Origin of the sequence: Streptomyces sp. NPDC044984, assembly GCF_040646935.1 — a bacterium.
In the GTDB taxonomy this organism is placed as follows: Bacteria; Actinomycetota; Actinomycetes; order Streptomycetales; family Streptomycetaceae; genus Streptomyces.
The window spans coordinates 23,951-49,618 of the sequence record NZ_JBEZBE010000004.1 but is presented as its reverse complement, the minus strand read 5'-3'; the positions used below and the strand labels follow the sequence as shown (position 1 = coordinate 49,618).

The following is a 25,668-nucleotide window of genomic DNA, read 5'->3' as shown; positions in this document are numbered from 1 at the left end:
CCGGAGGGGCCCCGTCTAGACGGCCCGCATCTCCCACAGCAGCAGCTCCGCCGTCGGGCTCACGGCGACCGCCTCCACGTCCTTGGCGTCCGTGATGCGGGCCGCGTCGCCCGCGCCCAGCAGTTCGCCGTCCAGCTCCACCTCGCCGCGCACCACATGGGCGTACGCGTACGCGGCGTCCGGCACCGCCGTCCGCTCCCCCGCCGTCAGACGGCGTACGTGGAGCATCGCTCCCGCCTCCGGGAGGGCGTAGGGGGTGGAGTCCGCTATGCCGGGGACGACCTCGTAGGACGGGTCGCCGCCGGGCTCCAGCGGGGCCAGCCACATCTGGAGGAAGGTGAGAGGGCGGTCGCCGGCGTTGCGTTCCACGTGGCGGACGCCCGACGCGGCGCTCAGACGCTGTACGTCGCCGGGGCGGATCACCGTCTCCCGGCCCGTGGAGTCCTGGTGGGTCAGCTCGCCCTCCACCACCCAGGTCACGATCTCGGTGTGGCTGTGCGGATGCTCGCCGAAGCCGGCGCCGGGGGCCAGCCGCTCCTCGTTGCAGGCGATCACCGCGCCGAAGCGGAGGTTGTCCGGGTCGTAGTGGGGGCCGAAGGAGAAGGCGTGGCGGGTCTCGATCCCGGCCGCCGGATCGCCGCCCTGGTAGCGCTCGTGCGCACGCCGTACGTCCATCACGCCGTCCACCGTAGACCCGGCGACACGCGCGGCCGTACCGATAAGGCAGTCTTGTCCCCGTGCCCGAACCCGAAACCAGCACCACCGAAACCGCAGCGCGCCCCGCCCATCCGCACGCCGCGACGTTGAGGCGGCTGCAGAAGTCGTCCGGCAGCCTCGCCGCGCAGGCGATCGCGCGGATGGACGAGACGCTGTCCTGGTACCGGGCCATGCCTCCGGAGAACCGTTCCTGGATCGGCCTGGTCGCCCAGGCGGGCATCGCCGCCTTCACCGAGTGGTTCCGGCACCCCGAGGCCCCGCAGGCCATCTCCACCGATGTCTTCGGTACCGCGCCGCGCGAGCTGACCCGGGCGATCACGCTGCGGCAGACCGTGGAGATGGTGCGCACCACCATCGAGGTCATGGAGTCCGCCATCGATGAGGTGGCGGCGCCCGGCGACGAGAACGTGCTGCGTGAGGCACTGCTGGTGTACGCGCGGGAGATCGCCTTCGCCACGGCCCAGGTGTACGCCCAGGCCGCGGAGGCACGGGGTGCCTGGGACGCCCGGCTGGAGTCGCTGGTGGTGAACGCGGTGCTCAGCGGTGAGGCCGACGAGGGGGCCGTGTCGCGGGCCGCCGCCCTGGGGTGGAACTCGCCCGATCATGTGTGCGTGGTGCTGGGCACCGCGCCCGACGGGGACTCCGAACTGACCGTGGAGGCCATCCGGCGGGCCGCCCGGCACGCCAAGCTCCAGGTGCTGACCGGGGTGCTCGGCGACCGGCTGGTGGTGATCGCGGGCGGCAGCGACAACCCGCTCGGGGTCGCCAAGTCGCTGATCGGGCCGTACGCGGCGGGACCGGTCGTCGCCGGCCCGGTGGTGCCCGATCTGCTGGCCGCGACCCGGTCCGCGCAGGCCGCCGCGGCGGGGCTGAAGGCGTGCTCCGCCTGGCAGGACGCCCCGCGCCCGGTGCTGGCGGACGATCTGCTGCCGGAGCGCGCGATCGCCGGAGACCCCTCCGCGCGCGAGCAGTTGGTGGAGGAGATCTACAGACCGCTGGAGGAGGCCGGGGCCGCGCTGCTGGAGACGCTCAGTGTCTATCTCGAGCAGGCGAGCAGTCTCGAAGGCGCGGCGCGGATGCTGTTCGTTCACCCCAACACCGTTCGTTACCGGCTCCGACGTGTGACTGACGTCACCGGATGGTCACCCTCCGATGTACGCTCTGCGTTCACGCTGCGGATCGCGCTGATCCTGGGGCGTCTGGCTGATGGCGCTCTTCATCCCTGACCTTTTGTCGAGGCCCCACAAAAGCGCCTGCTGTTCTTCGTCCTTGTCCCCACGGGCGGCTGCGGCCGTCCCCAAGAGAGAGTGTGAGAGTGCTCGTACTCGTCGCTCCCGGCCAGGGTGCCCAGACTCCCGGCTTTCTGACTGAATGGCTCGCCCTCCCCGGTGCCGGGGACCGCGTCGCCGCGTGGTCCGACGCCATCGGACTCGACCTCGTCCACTACGGCACGAAGGCCGACGCGGACGAGATCCGTGACACGGCCGTCGCCCAGCCGCTGCTGGTCGCGGCCGGGCTGCTGTCCGCCTCCGCGCTCGGGGACGTGGCACCCGGTGCCGTCGCCGGTCACAGCGTCGGTGAGATCACCGCCGCCGCCTTCGCGGGCGTCCTCGACGACACCGCCGCGCTCTCGCTGGTCCGCAAGCGGGGTCTGGCCATGGCCGACGCCGCCGCGATCACCGAGACCGGCATGGCGGCGCTGCTCGGCGGCGACCCCGAGGTGACCGTGGCGCACCTGGAGAGGCTGGGCCTGACCCCGGCGAACATCAACGGCGCGGGCCAGGTCGTCGCGGCCGGCACCAAGGAGCAGCTCGCCGCGCTGGAGGCGGACAAGCCCGAGGGCGTGCGCAAGGTCGTCGCGCTCAAGGTGGCCGGCGCCTTCCACACCCACCACATGGGCCCCGCGGTCGACACGCTGGCGAAGGCCGCCGAGGCCCTGACGCCGGGAGACCCGCGGGTCGCCTACGTGTCGAACAAGGACGGCGGGGCGGTCGCGACCGGTGCCGAGGTGCTGGAGCGCCTGGTCGGCCAGGTCGCCAACCCGGTCCGCTGGGACCTGTGCATGGAGACGTTCAAGGAGCTCGGCGTCACCGCCCTCCTCGAGGTCTGCCCCGGCGGCACGCTGACCGGCCTCGCCAAGCGTGCGCTGCCCGGCGTCAAGACGCTGGCCCTGAAGACCCCCGCCGACCTCGACGCGGCCCGCGAGCTCATCGCCGAGCATGCCTGACGCCCTTAAGGAGCCGACCCGCATGGCGAAGATCAAGCCCAGCAAGGGCGCCCCGTACGCGCGCATCCTCGGCGTGGGCGGCTACCGGCCCACCCGGGTCGTGCCGAACGAGGTGATCCTGGAGACGATCGACTCGTCCGACGAGTGGATCCGTTCGCGCTCCGGCATCGAGACCCGGCACTGGGCGTCCGACGAGGAGACCGTCGCCGCGATGTCCGTCGAGGCGTCGGGCAAGGCGATCGCGGACGCCGGGATCGACGCCTCGCAGATCGGTGCCGTCGTCGTCTCGACCGTCTCGCACTTCAGCCAGACCCCGGCCGTCGCGACCGAGATCGCCGACAAGCTGGGCACGGACAAGGCCGCCGCCTTCGACATCTCGGCCGGCTGCGCGGGCTTCGGCTACGGCCTGACGCTGGCCAAGGGCATGGTGGTGGAGGGTTCGGCGGAGTACGTACTCGTCATCGGCGTGGAGCGGCTGAGCGATCTGACCGACCTGGAGGACCGGGCCACGGCCTTCCTGTTCGGCGACGGCGCGGGCGCGGTGGTCGTCGGCCCCTCCCAGGAGCCCGCGATCGGCCCGACCGTGTGGGGCTCGGAGGGCGACAAGTCCGAGACCATCAAGCAGACCGTGCCGTGGACGGACTACCGCGACGGGACCGTCGAGAAGTTCCCCGCGATCACTCAGGAAGGCCAGGCGGTGTTCCGCTGGGCCGTGTTCGAGATGGCGAAGGTCGCCAAGGAGGCGCTGGACGCCGCCGGGCTGACGCCGGACGAACTGGACGTCTTCATCCCGCACCAGGCCAATGTGCGGATCATCGACTCGATGGTGAAGACCCTGAAACTGCCGGAGCACGTCACGGTCGCCCGTGACATCCGCACCACCGGCAACACCTCGGCCGCCTCGATCCCGCTCGCGATGGAGCGGCTCCTGGCGACCGGCGAGGCGAAGAGCGGCGACACCGCGCTCGTCATCGGCTTCGGGGCGGGTCTCGTCTACGCCGCTACGGTCGTTACCCTCCCCTAGGCACTCCGTGCCGGATCATGTGTCCGGTACGCGAGGAAGCACCGCCACACCCTCTGGAATCACAAAGAAGGAGCGCCACCATGGCCGCCACGGAGAAAGAGATCGTCGACGGTCTCGCGGAGATCGTGAACGAGATCGCCGGCATCCCGGTCGAGGACGTCGAGCTGGACAAGTCCTTCACCGACGACCTGGACGTCGACTCGCTGTCCATGGTCGAGGTCGTCGTCGCCGCCGAAGAGCGCTTCGACGTCAAGATCCCGGACGACGACGTCAAGAACCTCAAGACCGTCGGCGACGCGACCAAGTACATCCTCGAGCACCAGGCCTGAGCCCTGCCGGGCCTTCCGTCCGTACGGGAGGCCCGGGGGCCGGGACCCCGGCCCCGCCACCCGGCGGTGGCGCCGTACGCATCCTCGTCACACGTTGGAGAAAGAATTCCGATGAGCCCGACCAATCGCACCGTGGTCGTCACCGGTATCGGCGCAACCACACCGCTGGGTGGCGACGCAGCCTCGACCTGGGAGGGCCTGGTCGCCGGACGTTCCGGCGTCAAGCCCCTCACGGAGGAGTGGGCCGCCGAGCAGGCGGTCCGTATCGCGGCCCGGGTGGCCGTGGAGCCCACCGAGGTCATCCCCCGGCCGCAGGCCCGCCGTCTGGACCGCTCGGCGCAGTTCGCGCTGATCGCGGCCAAGGAGGCGTGGGCCGACGCCGGTTTTGAAGCCAAGGCCGGCGAGGACCCGAACGTCGACCCCGACCGGCTCGGCGCGGTCATCGCCTCCGGCATCGGCGGTGTGACGACCCTGCTGGACCAGTACGACGTGCTGAAGGAGAAGGGCGTACGCCGCGTCTCCCCGCACACCGTCCCCATGCTGATGCCGAACGGCCCGTCCGCGAACGTGGGTCTCGCGGTGGGCGCCCGCGCCGGTGTGCACACCCCGGTCTCCGCGTGCGCGTCGGGCGCCGAGGCCATCGGTTACGCCATCGAGATGATCCGCACCGGCCGTGCCGACGTCGTCGTCGCGGGCGGCACGGAGGCGGCGATCCACCCGCTGCCGATCGCCGCGTTCGGCAACATGATGGCGATGTCCAAGAACAACGACGACCCCGAGGGCGCCTCGCGTCCCTACGACGTCGCCCGGGACGGCTTCGTCATGGGTGAGGGGGCGGGTGTGATCGTCCTGGAGTCCGCCGAGCACGCCGCCGCGCGCGGCGCCCGCGTGTACGCGGAGGCGGTCGGTCAGGGCGTCTCGGCCGACGCGCACGACATCGTGCAGCCGGAGCCGGAGGGTCGGGGCATCTCGCAGGCCCTGCAGAACCTGCTGGAGCGGACGGATCTCGATCCGGCGGAGATCGTGCACGTCAACGCGCACGCGACGTCCACGCCGGCCGGTGACATCGCGGAGCTGAAGGCGCTGCGGAAGGTGTTCGGGGACGACGCGGACCACTTCGCGGTCTCCGCGACGAAGTCGATGACGGGTCATCTGCTGGGCGGGGCGGGTGGGGTGGAGTCGGTGGCCACCGTGCTCGCGCTGTACCACCGGGTGGCTCCGCCGACCATCAACGTCGAGAACCTCGACCCCGAGGCCGAGGCGGCTGCGGACGTCGTCCGTGGTGAGGCGCGGAAACTGCCCGTGGACGGGCGGATCGCCGCGCTGAACGACTCGTTCGGGTTCGGTGGGCACAACGTGGTGCTGGCGTTCCGGTCCGTGTGACGGACGTCGGCTGCGGCGGTTCGAAGGGCTTCCACCTTTGGGTGGAAGCCCTTTGCCGTGCGGCGCGGTGGGGGTGTGCCGGGGGTTCCTTCGCCCCCGCCGCCCTTACCCGTCCCGTCCTCAAAGGGCTTCGCCCCTTTGACCCCAGGGGGAAGTCGGTCGGGTGCGGGGCCGTTGGGGCTTGTCGCGCAGTTCCCCGCGCCCCTTTCAGGGGCGCTTCTAGACCACCTGGTGGAGCCAGCGGACCGGGGCGCCTTCTCCCGCGTATCTGAAGGGTTCCAGTTCGTCGTCCCAGGGCTTGCCGAGGAGTTTGGCGATGTCCGACTCCAGGTCGGTCTCGCCGGTCCGGGAGCGGACCAGGGCGGCGCGGAGGCGGTCCTCGGGGATGAGGATGTCGCCGTGGATGCCGGTGACGGCGTGGAAGATGCCCAGGTCGGGGGTGCAGCTGTAGCGCTCGCCCTCGGCGGTGGGGCAGGGCTCGGAGGTGACCTCGAAGCGCAGCATCTGCCAGCCGCGCAGCGCGGAGGCGAGTTTGGAGGCGGTGCCGGCCTGGCCCTGCCAGGAGAACTCCGATCGCCAGGTGCCGGGGGCGGCGGGCTGGCGGATCCAGTCCAGGCTGACGCGCGTGCCGAGCACCCCGGCGACGGCCCACTCGACGTGCGGGCACAGCGCGCGCGGCGCGGAGTGCACGTACAGAACTCCACGAGTCGTCACCGGAACCTCCGGGCTGAGCGGGTCGTCTTGGAACGGACGGAACGGGCGCGGCCCGGGCGGACCACGTTGATGGCGAGGCTACCGTGCGACGGCGCAAGGAGTGTGACGTACCGTCGGTCCCGGTGCCGGGAAACGTACGTCATTCACCCGGCAGGACGCCTGTACGGGTGGGGGCGGGAACCCTCGTGCGTTGTCATGGGTGGGGGACGGACCGATCACGACCCGCGGGGAGGCGACGGATGGAGCAGGCGAGGCGGAGGCGCGGGCGCCCTTCACGGGCCGTGCTCGCCGTGGTGACGGCCGCCGCGCTGGGCGTGGCCGGCTGCGACGCCGTCGGCGACTCCCCCGCCCCGTCGGGCACGGGGGCGCGGAAGGAGCGGCCGTCCCCGAAGCCCACGCCCGTGTGGGACACCAGCCCGGAGTCGGTCGCCGCCGTGGGGGACTCCATCACGCGCGGCTTCGACGCGTGCGGGGTGCTGACGGACTGCCCCGAGGTGTCGTGGGCGACGGGCGGCAGCGAGGAGGTCGACAGCCTCGCCGTACGGCTGCTGGGGCGGGCGGGGGCGGATGAGCGGAGCTGGAACTACTCGGTGACCGGGGCCCGGATGGCGGATCTGCCGGGGCAGATGGCGCGGGCGGTGCGGCGGAGCCCGGAGCTGGTGGCGGTGATGGCCGGGGCGAACGACGCCTGCCGGGAGACGACGTCGGCGATGACGCCGGTGGCGGACTTCCGCGCCGACTTCCAGGAAGCCATGCGCACGCTGCGCGAGGCACTGCCCAAGGCGCAGGTGTATGTGGCGAGCGTGCCGAACCTGAAGCGGCTCTGGTCGCAGGGGCGGACCAATCCGCTGGGCAAGCAGGTGTGGAAGCTGGGCATCTGCCCGTCGATGCTGGGCGACGCGGACGCCCTGGACGCGGCGGCGACACTGCGGCGCGAGACGGTGCAGAACCGGGTGGAGGACTACAACGAGGTGCTGGAGGAGGTCTGCGCGGAGGACCGCCGCTGCCGCTTCGACGGCGGCGCGGTGTACGAGTACCGTTTCGGCACCGAACAGTTGAGCCACTGGGACTGGTTCCACCCCAGTGTCGACGGGCAGGCCGAGCTGGCCGAGATCGCGTACCGGACGGTCACGGCGAAGCAGCCGTGACCTATTGTTTCGCACATGAACGAACTCTTCGGCACACTTTCCGACGGCACTCCGGTGCACCGTTGGACCCTGGAGCGGGCGGGCGTACGGGTACGGATCCTGTCCTACGGCGGGATCGTGCAGGACGTCGAGGTGCCGGACCGGGACGGGCGGCCCGGGAACGTGGTGCTGGGGTTCTCCGACCTGGACGGCTACCTCCGGCATCCGGAACCGTTCCTGGGCGCCCTGATCGGCCGGTACGCCAACCGGATCGCGGGCGCCCGCTTCTCCCTGGAGGGGCGCGAGCACACCCTCGCCGCGAACAACGGGCCGAACTCGCTGCACGGCGGTGAGCGGGGCTTCGACAAGCGGGTGTGGGACGTCAGCCCGGTCGAGCACGGGCTGCGCCTCTCCCTGGTCAGCGCGGACGGCGAGGAGGGCTTCCCGGGCCGTCTGGAGGTCTCGGTGACGTACACGCTGGACGAGCGGGGCGCGCTGGGGATCGCGTACGAGGCGGTGACGGACGCGCCGACGCATGTGAACCTGACGAACCACTCGTACTGGAACCTGGCCGGCGCCGGCTCGGGCAGCGCGGCCGGGCACGAGCTGCGGCTCGCGGCCTCCCGCTACACCCCGTCGGACGCGGACCTGATCCCGGGCGGTGAGCTCGCCGACGTCTCCGGCACCCGCTTCGACTTCCGTGCGGCGCGGAAGGCGGGCACCGGGTACGACGACAACTTCGTGCTCGACAAGGGGGTGACGGCGGCCGCCGAGGAGGTCGCCGAGCTGTACGACCCGGCGTCGGGCCGGGTGCTGACGGTGGCGACCACCGAGCCCGGGATGCAGCTGTACACCGCCGACCACATCGGGGAGCCCTTCGCCCCCGGTGACGGCATCGCGCTGGAGACCCAGCACTTCCCCGACTCCCCGAACCGTCCGGAGTTCCCGAGCACGGTGCTGAAGCCGGGCGAGGTGTTCCGGTCCGAGACGGTGTACGGCTTCGGCGTGCAGTAGCCGGAGCGGGGCGGGGCGGGCCGCTGCGCACATGAGCCCCGGTCCGGGGTCAGGGTCCCGGGCCGGGGCTGCTCATGTGGGTGCTTCCCGGATCAGACGTTAATCGCTGCGGTGACATCGTGGTCCTCGATCAGCATGCCCGCTTGAATTCCGTACGAAGCCTTCACATATGACCGTGATGCGGTGGGGTTGCGCTGCCCGGTGCTCTGCGGGGCGCCCCGCGTGGGCGCGGGCCGGGGGGAGGTGGTTGCGCAACCCGGCGCCGGCGGGGTGCCTCCCAGGCCTTCAAGGCACTGGGGGAGGCACGACTGCCCGCGGATCGCGGGACGGGCGCCCGCTCACGCCCCGTGGCGTGGAGCGCGCCGGGCGCGCGATACTGCGGCCTTCGGCATCCCCGTGCCCCACGACGACGGAAGGCCCAACCCCCTTGAGATCCGTACGTGTTCGCATCGGTGTTCTCGGTCTGGCCCTGCTGACCGGTCTCGCCGCCCCCATGACCACCGCGACCGCCGCCGACACGACCGCGGCCCCCACCGTCGAGGAACGCCGCCTCGACGGGGCCGTCCCGCAGGAGATACTCCACCGCTCCGGATTCGCCGACGTGGCACCGGACTTCGCCCGCGCGCTCGACCGCGCGCACTCCTACGCCCAGGCCCGCCGCGCCGTCGTACGCGAGGGGACGGAGCTGTGGCGCAGGGCCGTCGACCGGGCGCAGGGGCGCGGACCGGCGGGCGGTGACCTCAGCCGGGACGACGACCGGCCGCTGTACTGGGCGCGGCTCGGGATGACCCGGGAACTGCGCGCCTGGGAGCCCGGGTTCCGGCTGGGCGAGGAGCGACGGGCGCGGCTGCTCGACGAGCTGGAGCGGACCTCGCGCGGACAGACCGCGATCGGCTATCCGCACGGCACGGGCATGAAGCGCGTCCTGGTGACCGGTTTCGACCCGTTCACCCTGGACCGGGACATCCGCATCTCCAACCCGTCCGGTGCCGTCGCGCTCGCCCTCGACGGCACGGTGATCGAGACCGCGGACGGTCCGGCGCGCATCGAGACGGCCGTGTTCCCGGTCCGCTGGCGGGACTTCGCGGAGGGGACGGTGGAGCGGGCGCTGCGGCCGCAACTGCCGAGGGTCGACCTGTTCACGACCGTCAGCCAGGGCCGGGTGGGCCGCTTCGACGTCGAGCGGACCAACGGGGCGTGGCGGGGCGGCTTCGGGGACAACGAGAACATCGGCCGCACGGAGACGATCCCGGTCACCGACCCTGCCTCGCAGCCGCAGTGGACGTCCACGACACTGCCGTACGCGGAGATCGTCGCCGCGGACACCGGGCGGTTCCCGGTGTACGACAACACGAGTGTGACGGAGATCCCGGCGGGAGGCACCGAGCCCGTCGTGCGGCCGCAGGGGCCGACGCCCGGCTCGACGGCGCGGGCCGGGGGCGGCGGCGACTACCTGTCCAACGAGATCGCCTACCGGGCGACGCTGCTGCGGGACCGGCTCGGGCTGCACGGGGAGCTGCCGGGCGGGCACGTGCACACGCCCGTCCTGCAGTTCGGCGCCGGGAACACCACCGAGGTCACCGACCCCGAGTTCGTACGGAACCGGCTGGACATCATCGAGCAGGTGCGGTCGATCGTGACCGTGGCGGTCAGTGCGACGGAGCGAACGCGAGGCTGACGCCGAGGCCGGCCAGGACGGACCCGATCACCTTGTTGAGGACCTTCTGGCCGCGCAGCATCAGGGTGCGCATCCGGTCGTGGGAGAAGAACACCGCGACGACGCCGAACCACAGCAGGTGGGCCAGCGACATGAACAGGCCGTAGCCCACCTGCTGGAGGACCGGCGTGCCGGGGCTGACGACCTGCGCGAAGGTCGAGACGACGAAGAGGGTCGTCTTCGGGTTGAGGACGTTGGTCAGGAAACCGGTGCGCAGCGCCGCGAACGGGGTCAGCCCCGTCTTGTTCCCCAGGTCGACGGTGACCTCGCCGCGGGTGCGGAAGGTGCGCACGCCGATGTACACGAGGTAGGCCGCGCCGGCCAGCTTGATGACCGTGAACAGGAAGGCCGAGGAGGCGATCAGCAGTCCGACGCCGAGCATCGTGTAGGTGACGTGCACCAGGACGCCGGCGGCGACCCCGAGCGCGCCGAGCAGCCCGGTGCGACGGCCGTGGAGGTAGCTGTTGCGCACCACCATGGCGAAGTCGGCGCCCGGGGCGATCACGGCCAGGACGGTGATGACGGCGACGGCGAGCACCTCGGTCATGACCGGGCGCCCTCCTCCTCGGACTCCTCGGCTCCGTCCCCGGCGGTCTCCTCACCGAGCAGGTCGCGGGCCATCAGCGTGGCACCGGCGACCGCACCGGGCATCAGGAACACGGCGACGAACGGGACGAGGAAGGCCACCGCCAGGGGTGTGCCGAAGCCCCAGACGAGGGTCTTGCGGGACCGCAGCAGGCCGAGCCGCTCGCGCAGTTCGACGCCGCGCCGCTGGAGCGCGACGGCGGTGAGCTCCTCGGTGAGGAAGAAGCCGGTGACGAAGAACCCGATCACCGGTACGACGGTCTGCCCGAGCACCGGGACGAACCCGAGCGCGAACAGCAGCACGGCCCAGAGCAGGGCGCGCACGACGATGCGGAGGCTGTCGCGGGCGGAGATCCACAGTTCCCGCAGCAGGGGCAGTCCGGACTCGGGTGCGGTGCCGTCGGGTGAGACGTCGCGGTCGACCTTCTCGGAGAGGTTCTCGTAGAACGGCTGCCCGATGAGCAGGGTCACCGCGGTGAAGGTGAGCACGGACAGCAGCAGGCCGAGCGCGAACAGCACGGCGGTGAGGAAGCCGCGGAACAGCCCGGCCCAGGGGCTGGACCAGTCGTCGGCGAACGGCGTCGCCCAGGTGACGAAGTCCTCGCCCCACAGCGCCAGCGCGACGAGCGCCGCCACGTACAGCACGAGGGTGATCAGCCCCGGCAGCAGCCCGAACCCGAACTGCTTGCCGTGCCGGGCCACCCACCGCTGGCCCGCCAGGAGATACCGGAAACCCGCCCCAAGATCGCGCATGACAAAACCCTATCGGGGACCTGCCGGGCGGTCCCACCCCGGCACCGGCCAAGGGGGAAGCGGGGCACATGACCACCACGCGATTCCAGCTCGTACGTACGGAATCCGAGCGCGACCGGCTGCTGAGGCGGGCCACACGCACGTGGAGCGGGACACTGCCCGGCATCGGGGCGGTCGAGCTGACCTGCCCCAAGGAGGCCTGGTACTCCTCGAGCGACCAGACCGTGCGGGTGTCGGGCGGGGCGGTTCCCTCGATGGTCTTCCGCGGCATCGGCTTCCGCGGTCTTCCCCGTATGGCGCGCGTGAAGCTCACCGCCGACGCGCACCAGGGCAGGCTGCACCGCCGTCACCTGGCCGTCACCCGGCGCGGCCGCGCCCTGCACGTCGACCTCGCGGGGCGCTCCTACCGGTACCGGGTGCTGGACAGCAAGCTCCGGCACGAGTTGTCGCGCAAGGGTGTCGTCGTCACCATGACCCGGTCGCGGTGGCGGCGTCCGGAAACCCTCTCGGGTGTCGCGCAGGGGGGTGCCGACGGGCTGGACCTCGCGCTCGCGATCCTGCTGGAGGGCGTGTACACCCGCAACCTCTCCTTCGGCGGCGCGGTCTACTCCTGGCCGGGGCGCTTCCTGAGCCGGGAGGACCTGGTGATCGACGTCCTGCTCGCGCCCTTCAGCTGACGGCGCCCGCGAAGCGAGGGCCGCACCCCACGTCCAAGGGTGCGGCCCTCGTCGTACGCAACGACCGCCGGGGGCACGGCGTCACGGTCGGATCAGAGCTTGACGATCATCTTTCCGGTGTTGTCGCCGCGCAGGACGCCGAGGAACGCCTCCAGGTTGTTCTCGATGCCCTCGACGACCGTCTCGCGGTACTTCAGCTCGCCCGAGCGGACCCAGGGGCCGACCTCCTGGACGAACTGCGGCTGGAGGTCGTAGTGGTCGCCGACGAGGAAGCCCTCGATGCGGCCGCGGGTCTGGATCAGCCGGGCGAGGTTGCGGGGGCCGGGGGCGGGCTCGGTGTTGTTGTAGACGGAGATCATGCCGCAGACGGCGATCCGGCCGTCCCGGTTGAGCCTGCCGATGGCCGCCTCCAAGTGGTCGCCGCCGACGTTGTCGAAGTAGACGTCGATCCCGTCCGGGGCGGCGTCGCGCAGCTGCTCGCTCACGGGGCCGGTCTTGTAGTTGAAGGCGGCGTCGAAGCCGTACTCCTCGACGAGCAGCTTCACCTTCTCGTCGGATCCGGCGGAGCCGATCACCCGTGAGGCGCCCTTGAGCTTCGCGAGCTGTCCGACCTGGCTGCCGACGGCGCCCGCCGCGCCGGAGACGAAGACGGAGTCGCCCTCCTTGAAGGCGGCGGTGCGCAGCAGGCCGGCGTAGGCGGTGAGGCCGGTCATGCCCAGCACGCCCAGGTACGCCGAGAGGGGTGCCGCCTCCGGGTCCACCTTGACGGCGTTCTTCGCGTCCACGACGGCGTACTCGCGCCAGCCGAAGAAGTGCAGGACGTGGTCGCCGACGGCGATCCCCTCGGCGTCCGACGCGACGACCTCGCCGACGGCGCCGCCCTGCATGGCCTTGCCCAGTTCGTACGGGGCGACGTACGACTTGGCCGCCGACATCCTGCCGCGCATGTACGGGTCGACGGAGAGGTACTTGTTCCGTACGAGCACCTGTCCCTCGGCCGGGGCGGGGACCTCCGTCTCGACGAGGGCGAAGTCCTCGGGCTTCGGCCAGCCGACGGGTCGGCTCAGCAGATGCCACTCGCGGCCGGTGGTGGGGGGTGTGGGGGCGGTCATGGCCTGGCACCTTTCCTCGAAATGGTTCACTACCTGAAACAACCATGCGGCTGAATATTTCAGGTTGTCAAGCAACCGGGTACCCTGGAGGGCATGGCCACACCCCCCGCCCCCTCGCGCCGCCCCGACGCCCTCACCCTGGAGGTCGTCGAGCTCATCGGTTCGGTGGTGGCCCGCTACCACGAGGAGTACGAGGAAGCCGCCGCCGGTCACGCCCTCACGGGTGCCCAGGCGAAGCTGTTGAGCCTGCTGTGCCTGGAGCCGCTGCCGATGCGGAAGCTGGCGCAGCGGCTGAAGTGCGAGCCGTCGAACGTCACGGGCATCGTCGACCGGCTGGAGTCCCGGGGCCTGGTGGAGCGCCGGCCGGATCCGGCGGACCGGCGCGTGAAGCTGGCGGCGGCGACGGCCGAGGGGCGTCGGGTGGCGCGGAGCCTGCGGGAGTCGCTGCGGTTCGCGCGCGAGCCGCTGGCGGGGCTCTCGGAGGCGGAGCGGGTGGCGCTGCGGGACGCGTTGCGGAGGATGCTGGGGTAGCGGCTACGGCCGGGGGGCGGGTGCCCCGTGTGGGCGCCGGGGAGTGTTCACACAGCCCAGCGCTTTGCGGGTGCCCCGCGTCGGTGTGGACCGGGGGTGGGTTGCGCGGCCCGGCGCTTGCGGGGTGCCGTCGCGCCCACCCGTGCCGCCCCAGCGGCACGACTGCCCGCGGAGGGCGGGGGCCGGCTCAGGTGCACCACCACAGGAAGCGGTCGCACGTCTCCGTGGGCTCCGGTTCCGGTTCGGGTTCCTGCGTGGTCGGGGCCGGCTCGGGGGTCTCCGGTTCCTCCGGGGACTCGGGGGCCTCCGGGGCATCCGGGGCCTCCGACGGTGGCGTCGCGGGGTCGGTCGTGGGCGTCTCCCCGGGGGCCGACGAGGCGTCCTTCCCGGTCTCGTCGGCCGCCTTCTCCGACTCCTCGTCCTTCGGGGACCCGGAGGCCGACGGGGAGCCGGACGCCCCCGGACCGGGGGACTCCGCGGACGTGACCGCGGCCGGGGCACCGCCCGGGGACTTCGCCGGCCCGAGCTCCGTCCCGCCGCCGTCGGTGGTCTCCTCCCCGGCCGCCGCAGGCTCGGGCGACGACCCGGGCGCGTCCAGTCCGAGTTCCGCGAGGCTCAGTCCGCCCGCCGCGAGGACGAAGCCCGCCGCGATCAGCAGCGTGCGGTTGCGCCGGCGCCGGTGCGCCGCGGCCTTGCGGTCCCGGCGGCTCTGCCCCGCCGCAGGACCCTCGTCCGGTTCCGGTTCCGGCCCTCGGCGCCGGGCCGCCCGGCGCCCGCGCGGCTCGTCGTCCCGCGCGTCCTCGTCGTCGTACTCCCCGGAGGCTTCCCCGGCTCGGGCCACCCCGTACGCCGCGCCCTCGTGCCCCGCGGGCGCGGCGGGCTCCTGCTGCTGGGCGCGGAGCGTCTCGGCGGGCGTGCCGCAGCCGGGGCAGGCCAGGGCGCCGTTGAGGTGCCGTCGGCACGGGTGGCAAAAGTCCATGACGCGGGAAGGTTAGGTTCCGTTCCGGCCCGCTTCATAGACCTTGCTGTGAAGGTTTGGTGCGGACCCTTGCCCAATGGTTTCGAAACTGTCGAAACCGTTATGCGCGCGACCCATTGACACCCCCGCCACCCCGTCCTTACTGTCACGCCAGCATTTCGAACGCGTGACGAAATATCGAACACGTCGAACTGCGAACACCGACGACAAGGTCCACCACCACAGCGAGGGGCTAACTGCCGTGCGCATCACCGGAATCAGCACACACGTGGTCGGGACGCCGTGGCGCAACCTGACGTACGTCCAGGTGCACACCGACGAGGGCATCACCGGAGTCGGCGAGACCCGGATGCTGGGCCACACCGACGCCCTCCTGGGTTACCTGAAGGAAGCCGAGGTCAACCACATTCTCGGCTCCGACCCGTTCGCTGTCGAGGACCTGGTCCGCCGGATGAAGTACGGCGACTACGGCCGCGCCGGCGAGATCGTGATGTCCGGTATCGCCGTCATCGAGATGGCCTGCTGGGACATCAAGGGCAAGGCCCTCGGCGTGCCCGTCTGGCAGCTCCTCGGCGGCAAGGTCACCGACAAGGTCAAGGCGTACGCCAACGGCTGGTACACCACCGAGCGCACCCCCGAGGCGTACCACAAGGCCGCGCAGGCCGTGATGGAGCGCGGTTACCGGGCGCTGAAGATCGACCCGTTCGGCACCGGGCACTTCGAGCTCGACCACCAGCAGAGCCTGTACGCGGTCTCCCTGATCGAGGCGGTCCGTGACGCCATCGGCCCCGACGCCGAGCTGATGCTGGAGATGCACGGCCGCTTCTCCCCCGCCACCGCCGTGCGCCTGGCCAAGGAGCTCGCGCCGTTCAAGCCGGCCTGGCTGGAGGAGCCGGTTCCGCCGGAGAACCTCAAGGCGCTGGAGAAGGTCGCCGCGAAGGTCGACATGCCGGTCGCCACCGGTGAACGCATCCACGACCGGATCGAGTTCCGCGAGCTGTTCGAGAGCCAGGCCGTGGACATCCTGCAGCCGGACGTCGGCCACATCGGCGGCATCTGGGAGACGCGCAAGCTCGCCGCGACCGCCGAGACCCACTACATGCTGGTCGCCCCGCACAACGTCGGCGGCCCCGTGCTGACCGCCGCGTCCCTCCAGGTCGGCTTCACCTCCCCGAACTTCAAGATCTTGGAGCACTTCAACGACTTCGCGGACGCGGAGATCAAGAAGGTCGTCAAGGGCGCGCCCCAGGTGAACCCGGAGGACGGCTGCTTCCACCTCTCCGACGCCCCCGGCCTCGGTGTGGAGCTGGACGTCGACGCGGCGGCCGAGTTCCCGCAGCAGCAAGCCCGGTTCGACCTGTGGGCCGAGGGCTGGGAGCAGCGCAAGCCCAAGGGCACCAAGTGACCGCCGGCCGCCCGGGAGGGGCTCGATGAGCACCCAGGTCGTCATCGAGGGGCCCGGCGAGCACCGCCTGGTCCCGCACGAGCCGCGCGAGCCCGGGGCCGGCGAGGCCCTGGTCCGGGTCCACGCCTCCGGCATCTGCGGCAGTGACCGCGAGGTGTACCAGGGCAACCGGCCCGAGGGGTACGTGCGTTACCCGCTCACGCCGGGCCACGAGTGGTCCGGGACGGTGGAGCGGGTGGGCGCGGGGGTGCCTCGGTCGCTGGTCGGCCGCAAGGTGGTCGGCGAGGGCTTCCGCAACTGCCAGGTCTGCGACCGCTGCCACGCCGGTGAGACGACGCTGTGCTCGGCGGGCTACGAGGAGACCGGCTTCACCCAGCCGGGCGCCATGGCCGCCACGCTGACCCTCCCGGCCCGGCTGCTGCACGTCCTGCCCGACGACGCCGACCTGAGCGCCGCCGCGCTGCTCGAGCCGGCCGCCTGCATCGCCGCCGCCGCGCTGAAGGCGAACGCCGTGCCCGGTGAGCGGGTGGCGGTGGTCGGCACCGGCACGCTGGGAATGTTCGCCGTGCAGTTCCTGCGGGCCAACTCCCCTGCCGAGCTGCTGGTGGTGGGCTCCCGGGGCGACCGTGAGGCGCTGTCCCGGCAGTACGGGGCCACCGACTTCCGCACCAAGGACAGGGAGCTCCCGGACGACTTCGACGTGGTGATCGAGACCGCCGGGTCCGCGGACGCGGCCCGTACGGCGGCCTCGCTGCTGCGGCGCGGCGGGCGGCTGGTCCTCACCGGCATCCCGGCGCCGGGGGCCGACGGGCTCGACCCCACGGACCTGGTCGTACGGCAGCTGGAGGTGCACACCGTCTTCGGCGCGCCGCCGGACGCCTGGGCGCACACCGTGCGGGTGTTCGCCGCCGGGCTGCTCGATCCGCTGCCGCTGGTGAGCCACGAGCTGCCGCTCACCGAGTTCCCGGAGGCCATCGAGCTGGTGGGGTCCGGCGACCCGAAGGTGGGCAAGGTCCTGCTGCGTCCCTAGTCCGTACGCCGGTACGGGGGCGACCTGACGGTCCCCGTACCGGCGTGCGCCCGGCCCCCTTCCCGCCCGACTCGTACCCCGAGCCGCGAACTTCGTCCGACATACCGAACCAAAGGACACCCTGTGACCGACGCTTCCGCCACGGCTCCCCGCAGGCCCGGTGAGCAGACCCTCACCGCGCTCGGCCTGAGCGCGCCCGCCCTCGACCCCGCCGACGCCTCGCCGCACACCTTCCCCGGCGGCGGCCGCTGGCGCACCGAGATCCCCTCGTGCGAGGGCCCCGAGGCGCTGGCCGTGGTCCTGAAGGAGGCCTCGCGCCTCGACGTGCCGATCCACCGGATCAGCCAGGGCAGCGGCGTCTGGATGCTGACCGACGCCGAGATCACCGAGATGGTCGAGGCCACCGCGGAGCGCGACATCGAGCTCTGCCTGTTCACCGGTCCGCGCGGCACCTGGGACATCGGCGGCTCCACCCGTACCGACTCGGGCGGCGCCGGACTGCGCGCCCGGGGCCACGACGCGGTCGCCGGCTGTGTCGAGGACGCCGTGCGCGCCACGGAGCTGGGCGTGAAGTGCCTGCTCGTCGCCGACGAGGGCGTGCTGTGGACGCTGCACCGGGCGCGGGCGGCCGGGCTGCTGCCCGCCGACACCACGCTGAAGCTCTCGGCGCTCGTCGGGCCGGTCAACCCGGCCTCGTTCGCGGTCTACGAGCGGCTCGGCGCCGACTCGATCAACGTCCCCAGCGACCTGACGCTCGATCACCTCACCGAGATACGGCGGGTTTCGGCCACGCCGATGGACATGTACATCGAGGCCCCCGACGACCTCGGCGGCTACGTGCGGATGTACGAGGTCGCCGAACTCATCCGGCGCGGCGCCCCGCTGTACCTGAAGTTCGGCCTGTCCAAGGCGCCCGGGATCTACCCGTACGGGCACCACCTGCGGGAGCTGACCCTGGCGACCGCGAAGGAGCGCGTGCGGCGCGGCCGGCTGGCCCTGGACCTGCTGGCCCGGCACGGCGCGGACGGCGACATGGCGCCGCTCGGGTCCCGGCTTCCGGGCGATCTGAGCCGGTTCGAAATTTCGTCATAACGTTCCGGAAACTCGACTTCACAGAAGTAGACACAGCCGCGCACAATCGCACGCACCTCTTTCTCGGTCCCCTGGTTCCACCCCCGGAAGCGCCCCGCACGTCCGGACCGACCCGCACCCACATCAAGGATGATGATCATGCGTAACCGCAGAGCCGCACTCGCCGCCGTCGCCTCGGCCGCCTCCCTCGCCCTCACCCTGACCGCCTGCGGCCAGAACAGCGAGGGCGGCAGCGAGGAGGACAAGGGCGGCTCGGACGGGGCCACCATCGGCATCGCGATGCCGACCAAGTCCTCCGAGCGCTGGATCGCCGACGGCGCCAACGTCGAGAAGGAGCTGAAGGCCAAGGGGTTCAAGACCAAGCTGGTCTTCGGCGAGGACGACCCGGACCAGCAGGTCTCGCAGATCGAGAACATGATCACGCAGGGTGTGGACGCCCTGATCGTGGCGGCGATCGACAACAAGTCCCTGGGCAACGTCCTGCAGCAGGCCAAGGACGCCGACATCCCGGTCGTCTCCTACGACCGGCTGATCCTCGGCACGGAGAACGTCGACTACTACGCCTCGTTCGACAACGAGAAGGTCGGCGAGCTGCAGGGCGGCTACATCGTCGACAAGCTGGGTCTGAAGGCCGGCAAGAAGGGCCCCTTCAACATCGAGCTGTTCGCCGGCTCCAACGACGACAACAACACCCGGTACTTCTTCCAGGGCGCGATGAACGTCCTGAAGCCGTACATGGACAAGGGCCAGCTGGTCGTCCGCTCCAAGCAGACCGACCTCAACCAGGTCACCACGCTGCGCTGGGACGGCGGCACCGCGCAGAAGCGCATGGACGACCTGCTCACCTCCAGCTACCGCAGCGCCCGGGTCGACGCGGTGCTCTCGCCCTACGACGGCATCTCCATCGGCATCCTGTCCGCCCTGAAGTCGGACGGCTACGGCTCCGGCAGCAAGGCCATGCCCGTCGTCACCGGCCAGGACGCCGAGGTCGCCTCGCTGAAGTCGATCATCTCGGGCCAGCAGACCCAGACCGTCTTCAAGGACCTGCGCGAGCTCGCCAAGGTCGCCGCGAACATGGTCGACGCGGTCCTCAACGACAAGGAGCCCGAGGTCAACGACACCAAGTCGTACGACAACGGCGCCAAGGTCGTCCCCGCCTACCTGCTGCAGCCGGTCAGCGTCGACAAGTCCAACTACAAGCAGGTCCTGGTCGACGGCGGCTACTACACCGAGGACCAGCTCAAGTAACCGGGCCCCTTCAAGGATTGGAAGGCACGACCATGGCGGGACCCGTCCTGGAAATGCGCTCGATCGTCAAGACCTTTCCCGGCGTCAAGGCGCTGTCGGACGTCACGCTGACCGTCCGGAAGGGCGAGGTCCACGCCATCTGCGGTGAGAACGGCGCCGGCAAGTCGACCCTCATGAAGGTCCTCTCCGGCGTCCACCCGCACGGCACTTACGAGGGGGACATCCTCTTCGAGGGGGAGCCCTGCGAGTTCAAGGACATCCGGGCCAGCGAGCAGCGCGGCATCGTCATCATCCACCAGGAACTGGCGCTGTCGCCGTTCCTCTCCCTCGCCGAGAACATCTTCCTCGGCAATGAGCACGCCACGCGCGGGTTCATCAACTGGAACGCCACCCTCAAGCACGCCACCGAACTGCTGCGCCGGGTCGGTCTGTCCGACCACCCGGACACCCGCGTCGCCGACATCGGCGTGGGCAAGCAGCAGCTGGTGGAGATCGCGAAGGCGCTCTCGAAGAAGGTGAAGCTGCTCATCCTGGATGAGCCGACCGCGGCCCTGAACGACGAGGACAGCGACAAACTCCTCGATCTGATCCTGGAGCTGAAGGAACAGGGCATCACCTCGATCATCATCTCCCACAAGCTCAACGAGATCCGCAAGGTCGCCGACTCGGTGACGATCCTGCGGGACGGGCGGACCATCGAGACGCTCGACGTGAAGGCCGCGGATACCAGCGAGGACCGGATCATCTCCGGCATGGTGGGCCGCGACCTGGAGCACCGCTTCCCGGAGCGCACCCCGCACCAGCCGGAGGAGGGCGCCGCCCCGGCCCTGGAGGTCCGCAACTGGACCGTGCACCACCCGATCGACCAGCAGCGCAAGGTCGTCGACGACGTGTCCCTCGAGGTGCGGCGCGGTGAGATCGTCGGCATCGCCGGCCTGATGGGCGCGGGCCGTACCGAGCTCGCGATGAGCATCTTCGGCCGCACCTACGGCCGGTACGCCGCCGGCACCGTCCTCAAGGACGGCACGGAGATCCGTACGAAGACCGTCCCCGAGGCGGTCGGCCACGGCATCGCGTACGTCACCGAGGACCGCAAGCACTACGGCCTGAACCTCATCGACACCATCAACCGCAACATCTCGCTCAGCGCCCTGAAGAAGGTCGCCCGGCGCGGTGTGGTGGACGAGCACGAGGAGCGGCAGGTCTCCGAGCGCTTCCGGAAGTCGATGAACATCAAGGCCCCGACGGTGTTCGAGCCGGTGGGCAAGCTGTCCGGCGGCAACCAGCAGAAGGTCGTGCTCAGCAAGTGGATCTTCGCGGGTCCCGATGTGCTGATCCTCGACGAGCCGACGCGCGGCATCGACGTCGGCGCCAAGTACGAGATCTACACGGTCATCGACAAGCTGGCCGCCGAGGGCAAGGCGGTCGTCTTCATCTCCTCCGAGCTGCCCGAACTGCTCGGCATGTGCGACCGCATCTACACGATGGCCGCGGGGCGGCTGACCGGTGAGTTCTCGCGGGCCGAGGCCTCCCAGGAATCGCTGATGCGTCAGATGACGAAGGACAAAGAGGTATCCCGATGAGCAGCACCGAAGTCACCGACAAGACCCCGGCGGCCGCGCCGCCGGGCAGGAACGGGGCGGGCGGCGGTGACGGCCTGCTCCAGCTGATGCTGGACGGCATGCGCCGCAACATGCGCCAGTACGGCATGCTGATCGCCCTCGGCCTCATCGTGGCGCTCTTCGCGGTGTGGACCGGCGGCGACCTGCTGCTGCCGCGCAACGTGTCCAACCTGGTGCTGCAGAACAGCTACATCCTGATCCTCGCGATCGGCATGATGCTGGTCATCATCGCGGGCCACATCGACCTGTCGGTCGGCTCGCTGACGGCGTTCGTCGGCTCGATGGCCGCCGTGTTCATGGTCAAGAACGACATGCCCTGGCCCGTCGCGGTGATCCTGTGCCTGGCCGTGGGCGCCCTCGCGGGCGCGGTACAGGGCTGGTTCATCGCCTACGGCGGCATACCGTCGTTCATCGTGACCCTCGCGGGCATGCTGACCTTCCGCGGTCTCACCGAGATCTTCCTGGAGGGCCAGACCCTCGGCCCGTTCCCCAAGGGTCTGCAGACGGTCGCCAACGGCTTCATGCCCGAGGTCGGTCCCGAGACCAACTACCACAACCTCACCCTGCTCCTCGGCTTCGCGCTGATCGCGCTCGTGGTCCTCCAGGAGGTCCGCGACCGCCGCCGCCAGAAGGAGTTCGACCTCGACGTCCTGCCCGCCAAGCTGTTCCTGCTGAAGCTCGTCGCGCTCGGCTCCGCCATCCTGGTCGTGACGATGCTGCTGGCCAGCTACAAGGGCGCCCCGATCGTGCTGCTGATCCTCGGCGCGCTGCTCGTCGGCTTCGGCTACGTGATGCGCAACGCCGTCATCGGCCGCCACATCTACGCCATCGGCGGCAACCTGCCCGCGGCCAAGCTGTCGGGCGTGCGGGACAAGAAGGTCACCTTCCTGGTCTTCCTGAACATGGGCATGCTCGCGGCCCTGGCGGGTCTGGTCTTCGCCGCCCGCTTCAACGCGGCCTCTCCCAAGGCCGGCCTCAACTTCGAGCTGGAGGCCATCGCCGCCGCGTTCATCGGCGGCGCGTCGATGAGCGGCGGCGTCGGCACGGTCCTCGGCGCGATCATCGGCGGCCTGGTCCTGGGCGTGCTGAACAACGGTATGAACCTCGTCGGCGTCGGCACCGACTGGCAGCAGGTCATCAAGGGCCTGGTGCTGCTGGCCGCGGTCGGCTTCGACGTGTGGAACAAGCGCAAGTCCGGTTCGTAAGTCAGCTCGGGCCCCGCCGGACGGCGGGGCCCCTTCCTTCTCGGGAGCCGCACGGATGGAACTGAACAGACGCACGGTCATCGCAGGAGCCGCGGCGGCCGGTGTCGCCGCCACCACCTCCCTCGGCGGAACGGCGCACGCCTCGTCGGGCAGGGGCGGACCGGTGAGGTCGCTCTTCGGCAGGCTCGCGGACGGCACCAAGGTCCACAGCTGGTCGCTGGAGAACGGCGGCACCCGGATGAAGGTCCTCTCCTACGGCGGCATCGTCCAGTCCCTGGAGATCCCCGACCGCCGCGGCCGGTACGCCAACGTCTCCCTCGGCTTCGGCACCCTCGAGGAGTACGTCGCCTCCAGCCCTTACTTCGGCGCCCTGATCGGCCGCTACGGCAACCGCATCGACAAGGGCCGCTTCACCCTCGACGGCACCGCGTACCAGCTCTCCGTCAACGACGGCGAGAACAGCCTGCACGGCGGCTCCCAGGGCTTCGACAAGCGGGTCTGGGACGTCGAGCCGTTCACCCGGGGCTCCGACGTCGGCCTGTACCTGTACCACACGAGCGTCGACGGCGAGATGGGCTACCCGGGCACGCTGCGCGCCAAGGTCACGTACACCCTCACCCGCGGCGGCGACTGGCGCGTCGACTACGAGGCCACCACCGACAAGGCCACCGTGGTCAACCTCACCAGCCACGTCTACTGGAACCTCGCCGGCGAGGGCAGCGGCTCCATCCACGACCACGAGCTGTCCATCGCCGCCTCCCGCTACACGCCGGTCGACTCGGGGCTGATCCCCACGGGCGAACTGGCGCGGGTCGCGGCCACCCCCTTCGACTTCCGCCGGGCCAAGCCGATCGGCCGGGACATCCGCACCGCGCACCAGCAGGTGCTGTACGGGCAGGGCTTCGACCACAACTGGGTGCTCGACAAGGGCGTCACCAGCCGTCCCGAGCAGGTCGCGCTGCTGCGTGAGCCGTCCTCCGGCCGCACGCTGAGGATCGCGACGAACGAACCGGGCCTGCAGTTCTACTCCGGCAACTTCCTCGACGGCACCCTCGTGGGCACCGGCGGCCGGGTCTACCGGCAGGGCGACGGACTGTGCCTGGAGACCCAGCACTTCCCGGACGCGCCGAACCAGCCGTCGTTCCCGTCGACCGTGCTGCGGCCGGGGCAGACGTACCGGACGACGACGGTCCATTCGTTCGGGGCATGAGCCCCGGGGGATCGCCGCCGTCACATTTTCCTCACACGAGCTGAACGGCGGCGCTTCCCGCTCCGTACCCCTGGGTGGCCCGTGCTCCCCCGCGCGGGCCATCCAGGCATGACGGGCCCGGCCCCCTCCCCGGCGGGCCCGTCGCACACGGAGGTTCCATGGCCGGCAACGTCACCTCGTTGTTCCGCAGCACCGCGGCGCACAGTCCGTCGATGGCGGCGCTGACACGGGAGAGCGACGGGGCCGGCCCGGTGGACTTCTGCATCCCCTGCAACCCGTACTTCCCCACCCCCGCCATGTTCGAGGACATGGCGGCCCGGCTGCGCGACATCATCACGTACTACCCGAGCAGCGCCGACACCATCACGGCCGAGCTGTGCGGCCTGCTCCGGCTGCCGCCGCAGTGCGTGGCGATGGGCAACGGTTCCACGGAGCTGATCACCTGGATCGACCACCTCCTGGTCCGTGAGTCCCTCGCCGTCCCCGTCCCCACCTTCGGCCGCTGGACCGACCAGCCCATGGAGACCGGCAAACGGGTCGACATGTTCCCGCTCCAGGAGGCCGGCGGCTTCGCCCTCGACCTCGCGCAGTACGCGGAGTTCATCCGGACCAGGGGCACCCGGGTGGCGGTGATCTGCAACCCGAACAACCCCGACGGCGGCTTCCTGCACAAGCACGCGATCGTGCAGTTCATGGACGCCATGGCCGACCTGGACCTGGTGGTGGTCGACGAGTCCTTCCTGGAGTTCGCCGACGCGGAGAACGAACCGAGCGTGGTGCAGGAGGCGATGCTGCGCCCCAACGTCATCGTGCTGCGCAGCCTCGGCAAGAACTTCGGCCTGCACGGCATCCGCTTCGGCTACCTGGTCGCCAACCCGGCGCTCGCGGGGCGGATCCGTTCCATGCTCCCCAAGTGGAACCTCAACTCCTTCGCCGAGCACGTGGTGTTCATGCTGAAGGAGCACGGCGCCGAGTACGCCCAGAGCCTGCACCAGGTCCGCCGCGACCGGATGGACATGTCCGGCCAGCTCTCCTCGCTGCCCGGACTGACGGTCTACCCGTCCCAGGGCAACTTCCTCTTCGTGCGCCTCCCCGTGGGCGCCGAAGGCACCGTGGTCCGGGACCGGATGCTCACCGAGCACCGGATCCTGGTCCGCGAGTGCGGCAACAAGATCGGCTCGTCCAGCCGCTTCCTGCGTCTCGTGGTACGCCCCCAGGTGGACGTGCGCCGCCTGGTGTCCGGCCTGGAACAGGTGCTCTACGGGACGTCCAGGAAGGGGGCCGCCGCGCCGGGGCAGGCCGCGGGCACCGGCTACAGCTCGGGCACGGCGGCCGTGGACCGCCTGGTGAGCCGGACCAACGGGTCGGGCACGCGGGGGCTCGCCGCCCAGGCCGCCGGTGCCGGCGCTCCGGGGCTCGCCGCCACTCCGACCACCGGCACCGGCATGCCGCTCCCCGCCGCCGTGCCCGCCCCCGCGGCGGGCACGGGCGGCGGGATGCCGGTGCCGGCAGCGGCTTCGGTGGTGACGGGGGTGCCTCAGCCGGTTGCTCAGCCGGTTGCTCAGCCCGAGCCGCAGTTCGTGCCGCAGCCCGTGCCCCAGCCCGCGCCGCAGTTCATGCCGCAGCCCGTGCCCCAGCCCGCGCCGCAGCCCGTGCCACAGGAGATCCCGCAGCCCGCGCCCCAGCGGGTTCCGGAGCCGGTCCCGCAGCCCGCGCAGCCGCTCGCGCCCGTGGCGCAGACGGCTCAGGCGCCGATGCCCGCCGCGGCGGCGTACCCGGCACCGGCGCAGATGCCGCCGCCCCCCGTTCTCACCCCGCCCGGTGTCCCCGCCCGCGGCGGCCTGACGGCCGCCCAGGTCAGGGGCACCGACGGCCTCTCCGCGGCCCCGGCGACGGGCTGGCCGGGACCGCAGACCGCCTGGCCCGACGCGGCGGGGATGGGCCGGACGGGCTGAACCACCGCGGAC

Annotated in this window: 24 protein-coding genes; 18 read left to right on the top strand and 6 right to left on the bottom strand. The window is 71.2% G+C overall.

Annotation, left to right across the window (positions count from 1 at the left end):
• Positions 1–15: 15 nt before the first annotated feature.
• Positions 16–675, bottom strand: a complete 660-nt coding sequence (locus tag AB0A94_RS05685) for a pirin family protein (RefSeq protein WP_361739900.1) — start codon at positions 673–675, stop codon at positions 16–18.
• 62 nt (positions 676–737) lie between these two features.
• Between AB0A94_RS05685 and AB0A94_RS05680 the strand changes: the two genes are divergently transcribed.
• The 5 genes from AB0A94_RS05680 to fabF all read left to right on the top strand — a co-directional run bounded on the left by AB0A94_RS05680 (position 738) and on the right by fabF (position 5,680).
• Complete coding sequence (locus AB0A94_RS05680; protein WP_361739315.1) at positions 738–1,943, top strand: helix-turn-helix domain-containing protein; 1,206 nt, start codon at positions 738–740, stop codon at positions 1,941–1,943.
• A gap of 89 nt (positions 1,944–2,032) precedes the next feature.
• The gene (locus AB0A94_RS05675) at positions 2,033–2,944 is read left to right on the top strand and encodes an ACP S-malonyltransferase (protein ID WP_361739897.1); all 912 of its coding nucleotides are present in this window, start codon (positions 2,033–2,035) and stop codon (positions 2,942–2,944) included.
• 22 nt (positions 2,945–2,966) lie between these two features.
• Complete coding sequence (locus AB0A94_RS05670) at positions 2,967–3,968, top strand: ketoacyl-ACP synthase III (RefSeq protein ID WP_361739312.1); 1,002 nt, start codon at positions 2,967–2,969, stop codon at positions 3,966–3,968.
• An 80-nt stretch (positions 3,969–4,048) separates the two neighbouring features.
• The gene (locus AB0A94_RS05665; RefSeq protein ID WP_085571157.1) at positions 4,049–4,297 is read left to right on the top strand and encodes an acyl carrier protein; all 249 of its coding nucleotides are present in this window, start codon (positions 4,049–4,051) and stop codon (positions 4,295–4,297) included.
• Positions 4,298–4,408: 111 nt separating this feature from the next.
• Complete coding sequence (fabF, locus tag AB0A94_RS05660; RefSeq protein WP_361739309.1) at positions 4,409–5,680, top strand: beta-ketoacyl-ACP synthase II; 1,272 nt, start codon at positions 4,409–4,411, stop codon at positions 5,678–5,680.
• Between the two features lie 219 nt (positions 5,681–5,899).
• Here the strand turns inward: fabF and AB0A94_RS05655 are convergent, their stop codons facing one another.
• Complete coding sequence (locus tag AB0A94_RS05655; RefSeq protein ID WP_217128946.1) at positions 5,900–6,394, bottom strand: DUF3145 domain-containing protein; 495 nt, start codon at positions 6,392–6,394, stop codon at positions 5,900–5,902.
• A 239-nt stretch (positions 6,395–6,633) separates the two neighbouring features.
• Between AB0A94_RS05655 and AB0A94_RS05650 the strand changes: the two genes are divergently transcribed.
• The 3 genes from AB0A94_RS05650 to AB0A94_RS05640 all read left to right on the top strand — a co-directional run bounded on the left by AB0A94_RS05650 (position 6,634) and on the right by AB0A94_RS05640 (position 10,213).
• A complete protein-coding gene (locus AB0A94_RS05650) occupies positions 6,634–7,542 on the top strand; it encodes an SGNH/GDSL hydrolase family protein (RefSeq protein WP_361739306.1) in 909 nt (302 codons plus the stop codon).
• Positions 7,543–7,557: 15 nt separating this feature from the next.
• On the top strand, positions 7,558–8,535 hold the full coding sequence (locus tag AB0A94_RS05645; RefSeq protein ID WP_361739304.1) for an aldose epimerase family protein: 978 nt from the start codon (positions 7,558–7,560) through the stop codon (positions 8,533–8,535).
• Between the two features lie 427 nt (positions 8,536–8,962).
• The gene (locus AB0A94_RS05640) at positions 8,963–10,213 is read left to right on the top strand and encodes a pyroglutamyl peptidase (protein WP_361739302.1); all 1,251 of its coding nucleotides are present in this window, start codon (positions 8,963–8,965) and stop codon (positions 10,211–10,213) included.
• Here the strand turns inward: AB0A94_RS05640 and AB0A94_RS05635 are convergent.
• Positions 10,185–10,799: a LysE family transporter gene (locus AB0A94_RS05635; RefSeq protein ID WP_361739300.1), complete on the bottom strand. Its 615-nt coding sequence runs from the start codon at positions 10,797–10,799 to the stop codon at positions 10,185–10,187. The two genes, AB0A94_RS05640 and AB0A94_RS05635, sit on opposite strands and share 29 nt — an antisense overlap.
• Positions 10,796–11,590, bottom strand: a complete 795-nt coding sequence (locus tag AB0A94_RS05630; protein ID WP_361739297.1) for an EI24 domain-containing protein — start codon at positions 11,588–11,590, stop codon at positions 10,796–10,798. The genes AB0A94_RS05635 and AB0A94_RS05630 overlap by 4 nt, the downstream gene beginning before the upstream one ends.
• 68 nt (positions 11,591–11,658) lie before the next feature.
• Here AB0A94_RS05630 and AB0A94_RS05625 point away from each other — a divergent pair, with 68 nt between their 5' ends.
• Complete coding sequence (locus AB0A94_RS05625; protein ID WP_361739294.1) at positions 11,659–12,267, top strand: hypothetical protein; 609 nt, start codon at positions 11,659–11,661, stop codon at positions 12,265–12,267.
• Positions 12,268–12,359: 92 nt separating this feature from the next.
• Here the strand turns inward: AB0A94_RS05625 and AB0A94_RS05620 are convergent, their stop codons facing one another.
• A complete protein-coding gene (locus AB0A94_RS05620) occupies positions 12,360–13,379 on the bottom strand; it encodes an NADP-dependent oxidoreductase (RefSeq protein WP_361739291.1) in 1,020 nt (339 codons plus the stop codon).
• A gap of 93 nt (positions 13,380–13,472) precedes the next feature.
• On the opposite strand from AB0A94_RS05620, the gene AB0A94_RS05615 reads away from it, so the two are divergent.
• A complete protein-coding gene (locus tag AB0A94_RS05615) occupies positions 13,473–13,910 on the top strand; it encodes a MarR family transcriptional regulator (protein ID WP_361739288.1) in 438 nt (145 codons plus the stop codon).
• Between the two features lie 187 nt (positions 13,911–14,097).
• On the opposite strand, the gene AB0A94_RS05610 is transcribed toward AB0A94_RS05615, so the two are convergent.
• Positions 14,098–14,889 carry a hypothetical protein gene (locus AB0A94_RS05610; RefSeq protein WP_361739285.1) on the bottom strand — a complete coding sequence of 264 codons (792 nt, stop codon included), beginning with the start codon at positions 14,887–14,889 and terminating at the stop codon, positions 14,098–14,100.
• Positions 14,890–15,130: 241 nt separating this feature from the next.
• On the opposite strand from AB0A94_RS05610, the gene AB0A94_RS05605 reads away from it, so the two are divergent.
• From AB0A94_RS05605 to AB0A94_RS05570, 8 genes are all read left to right on the top strand, one after another.
• Positions 15,131–16,294 carry a mandelate racemase/muconate lactonizing enzyme family protein gene (locus AB0A94_RS05605; RefSeq protein ID WP_361739282.1) on the top strand — a complete coding sequence of 388 codons (1,164 nt, stop codon included), beginning with the start codon at positions 15,131–15,133 and terminating at the stop codon, positions 16,292–16,294.
• 25 nt (positions 16,295–16,319) lie between these two features.
• Positions 16,320–17,324, top strand: coding sequence for an alcohol dehydrogenase catalytic domain-containing protein (locus AB0A94_RS05600; RefSeq protein WP_361739279.1), 1,005 nt, complete (start codon positions 16,320–16,322; stop codon positions 17,322–17,324).
• A gap of 123 nt (positions 17,325–17,447) precedes the next feature.
• Positions 17,448–18,416, top strand: coding sequence for a hypothetical protein (locus tag AB0A94_RS05595; RefSeq protein WP_361739277.1), 969 nt, complete (start codon positions 17,448–17,450; stop codon positions 18,414–18,416).
• Positions 18,417–18,554: 138 nt separating this feature from the next.
• The gene (chvE, locus tag AB0A94_RS05590; protein ID WP_361739275.1) at positions 18,555–19,664 is read left to right on the top strand and encodes a multiple monosaccharide ABC transporter substrate-binding protein; all 1,110 of its coding nucleotides are present in this window, start codon (positions 18,555–18,557) and stop codon (positions 19,662–19,664) included.
• A 32-nt stretch (positions 19,665–19,696) separates the two neighbouring features.
• Positions 19,697–21,247, top strand: a complete 1,551-nt coding sequence (gene mmsA / locus AB0A94_RS05585; RefSeq protein ID WP_361739272.1) for a multiple monosaccharide ABC transporter ATP-binding protein — start codon at positions 19,697–19,699, stop codon at positions 21,245–21,247.
• Positions 21,244–22,491 carry a multiple monosaccharide ABC transporter permease gene (gene mmsB, locus AB0A94_RS05580; RefSeq protein WP_361739269.1) on the top strand — a complete coding sequence of 416 codons (1,248 nt, stop codon included), beginning with the start codon at positions 21,244–21,246 and terminating at the stop codon, positions 22,489–22,491. Before mmsA ends, mmsB begins: the two co-directional genes overlap by 4 nt.
• A 55-nt stretch (positions 22,492–22,546) precedes the next feature.
• Positions 22,547–23,701: an aldose epimerase family protein gene (locus AB0A94_RS05575; protein ID WP_361739266.1), complete on the top strand. Its 1,155-nt coding sequence runs from the start codon at positions 22,547–22,549 to the stop codon at positions 23,699–23,701.
• A gap of 158 nt (positions 23,702–23,859) precedes the next feature.
• The gene (locus tag AB0A94_RS05570) at positions 23,860–25,656 is read left to right on the top strand and encodes a histidinol-phosphate transaminase (RefSeq protein WP_361739263.1); all 1,797 of its coding nucleotides are present in this window, start codon (positions 23,860–23,862) and stop codon (positions 25,654–25,656) included.
• The last annotated feature ends 12 nt before the right edge of the window (positions 25,657–25,668 follow it).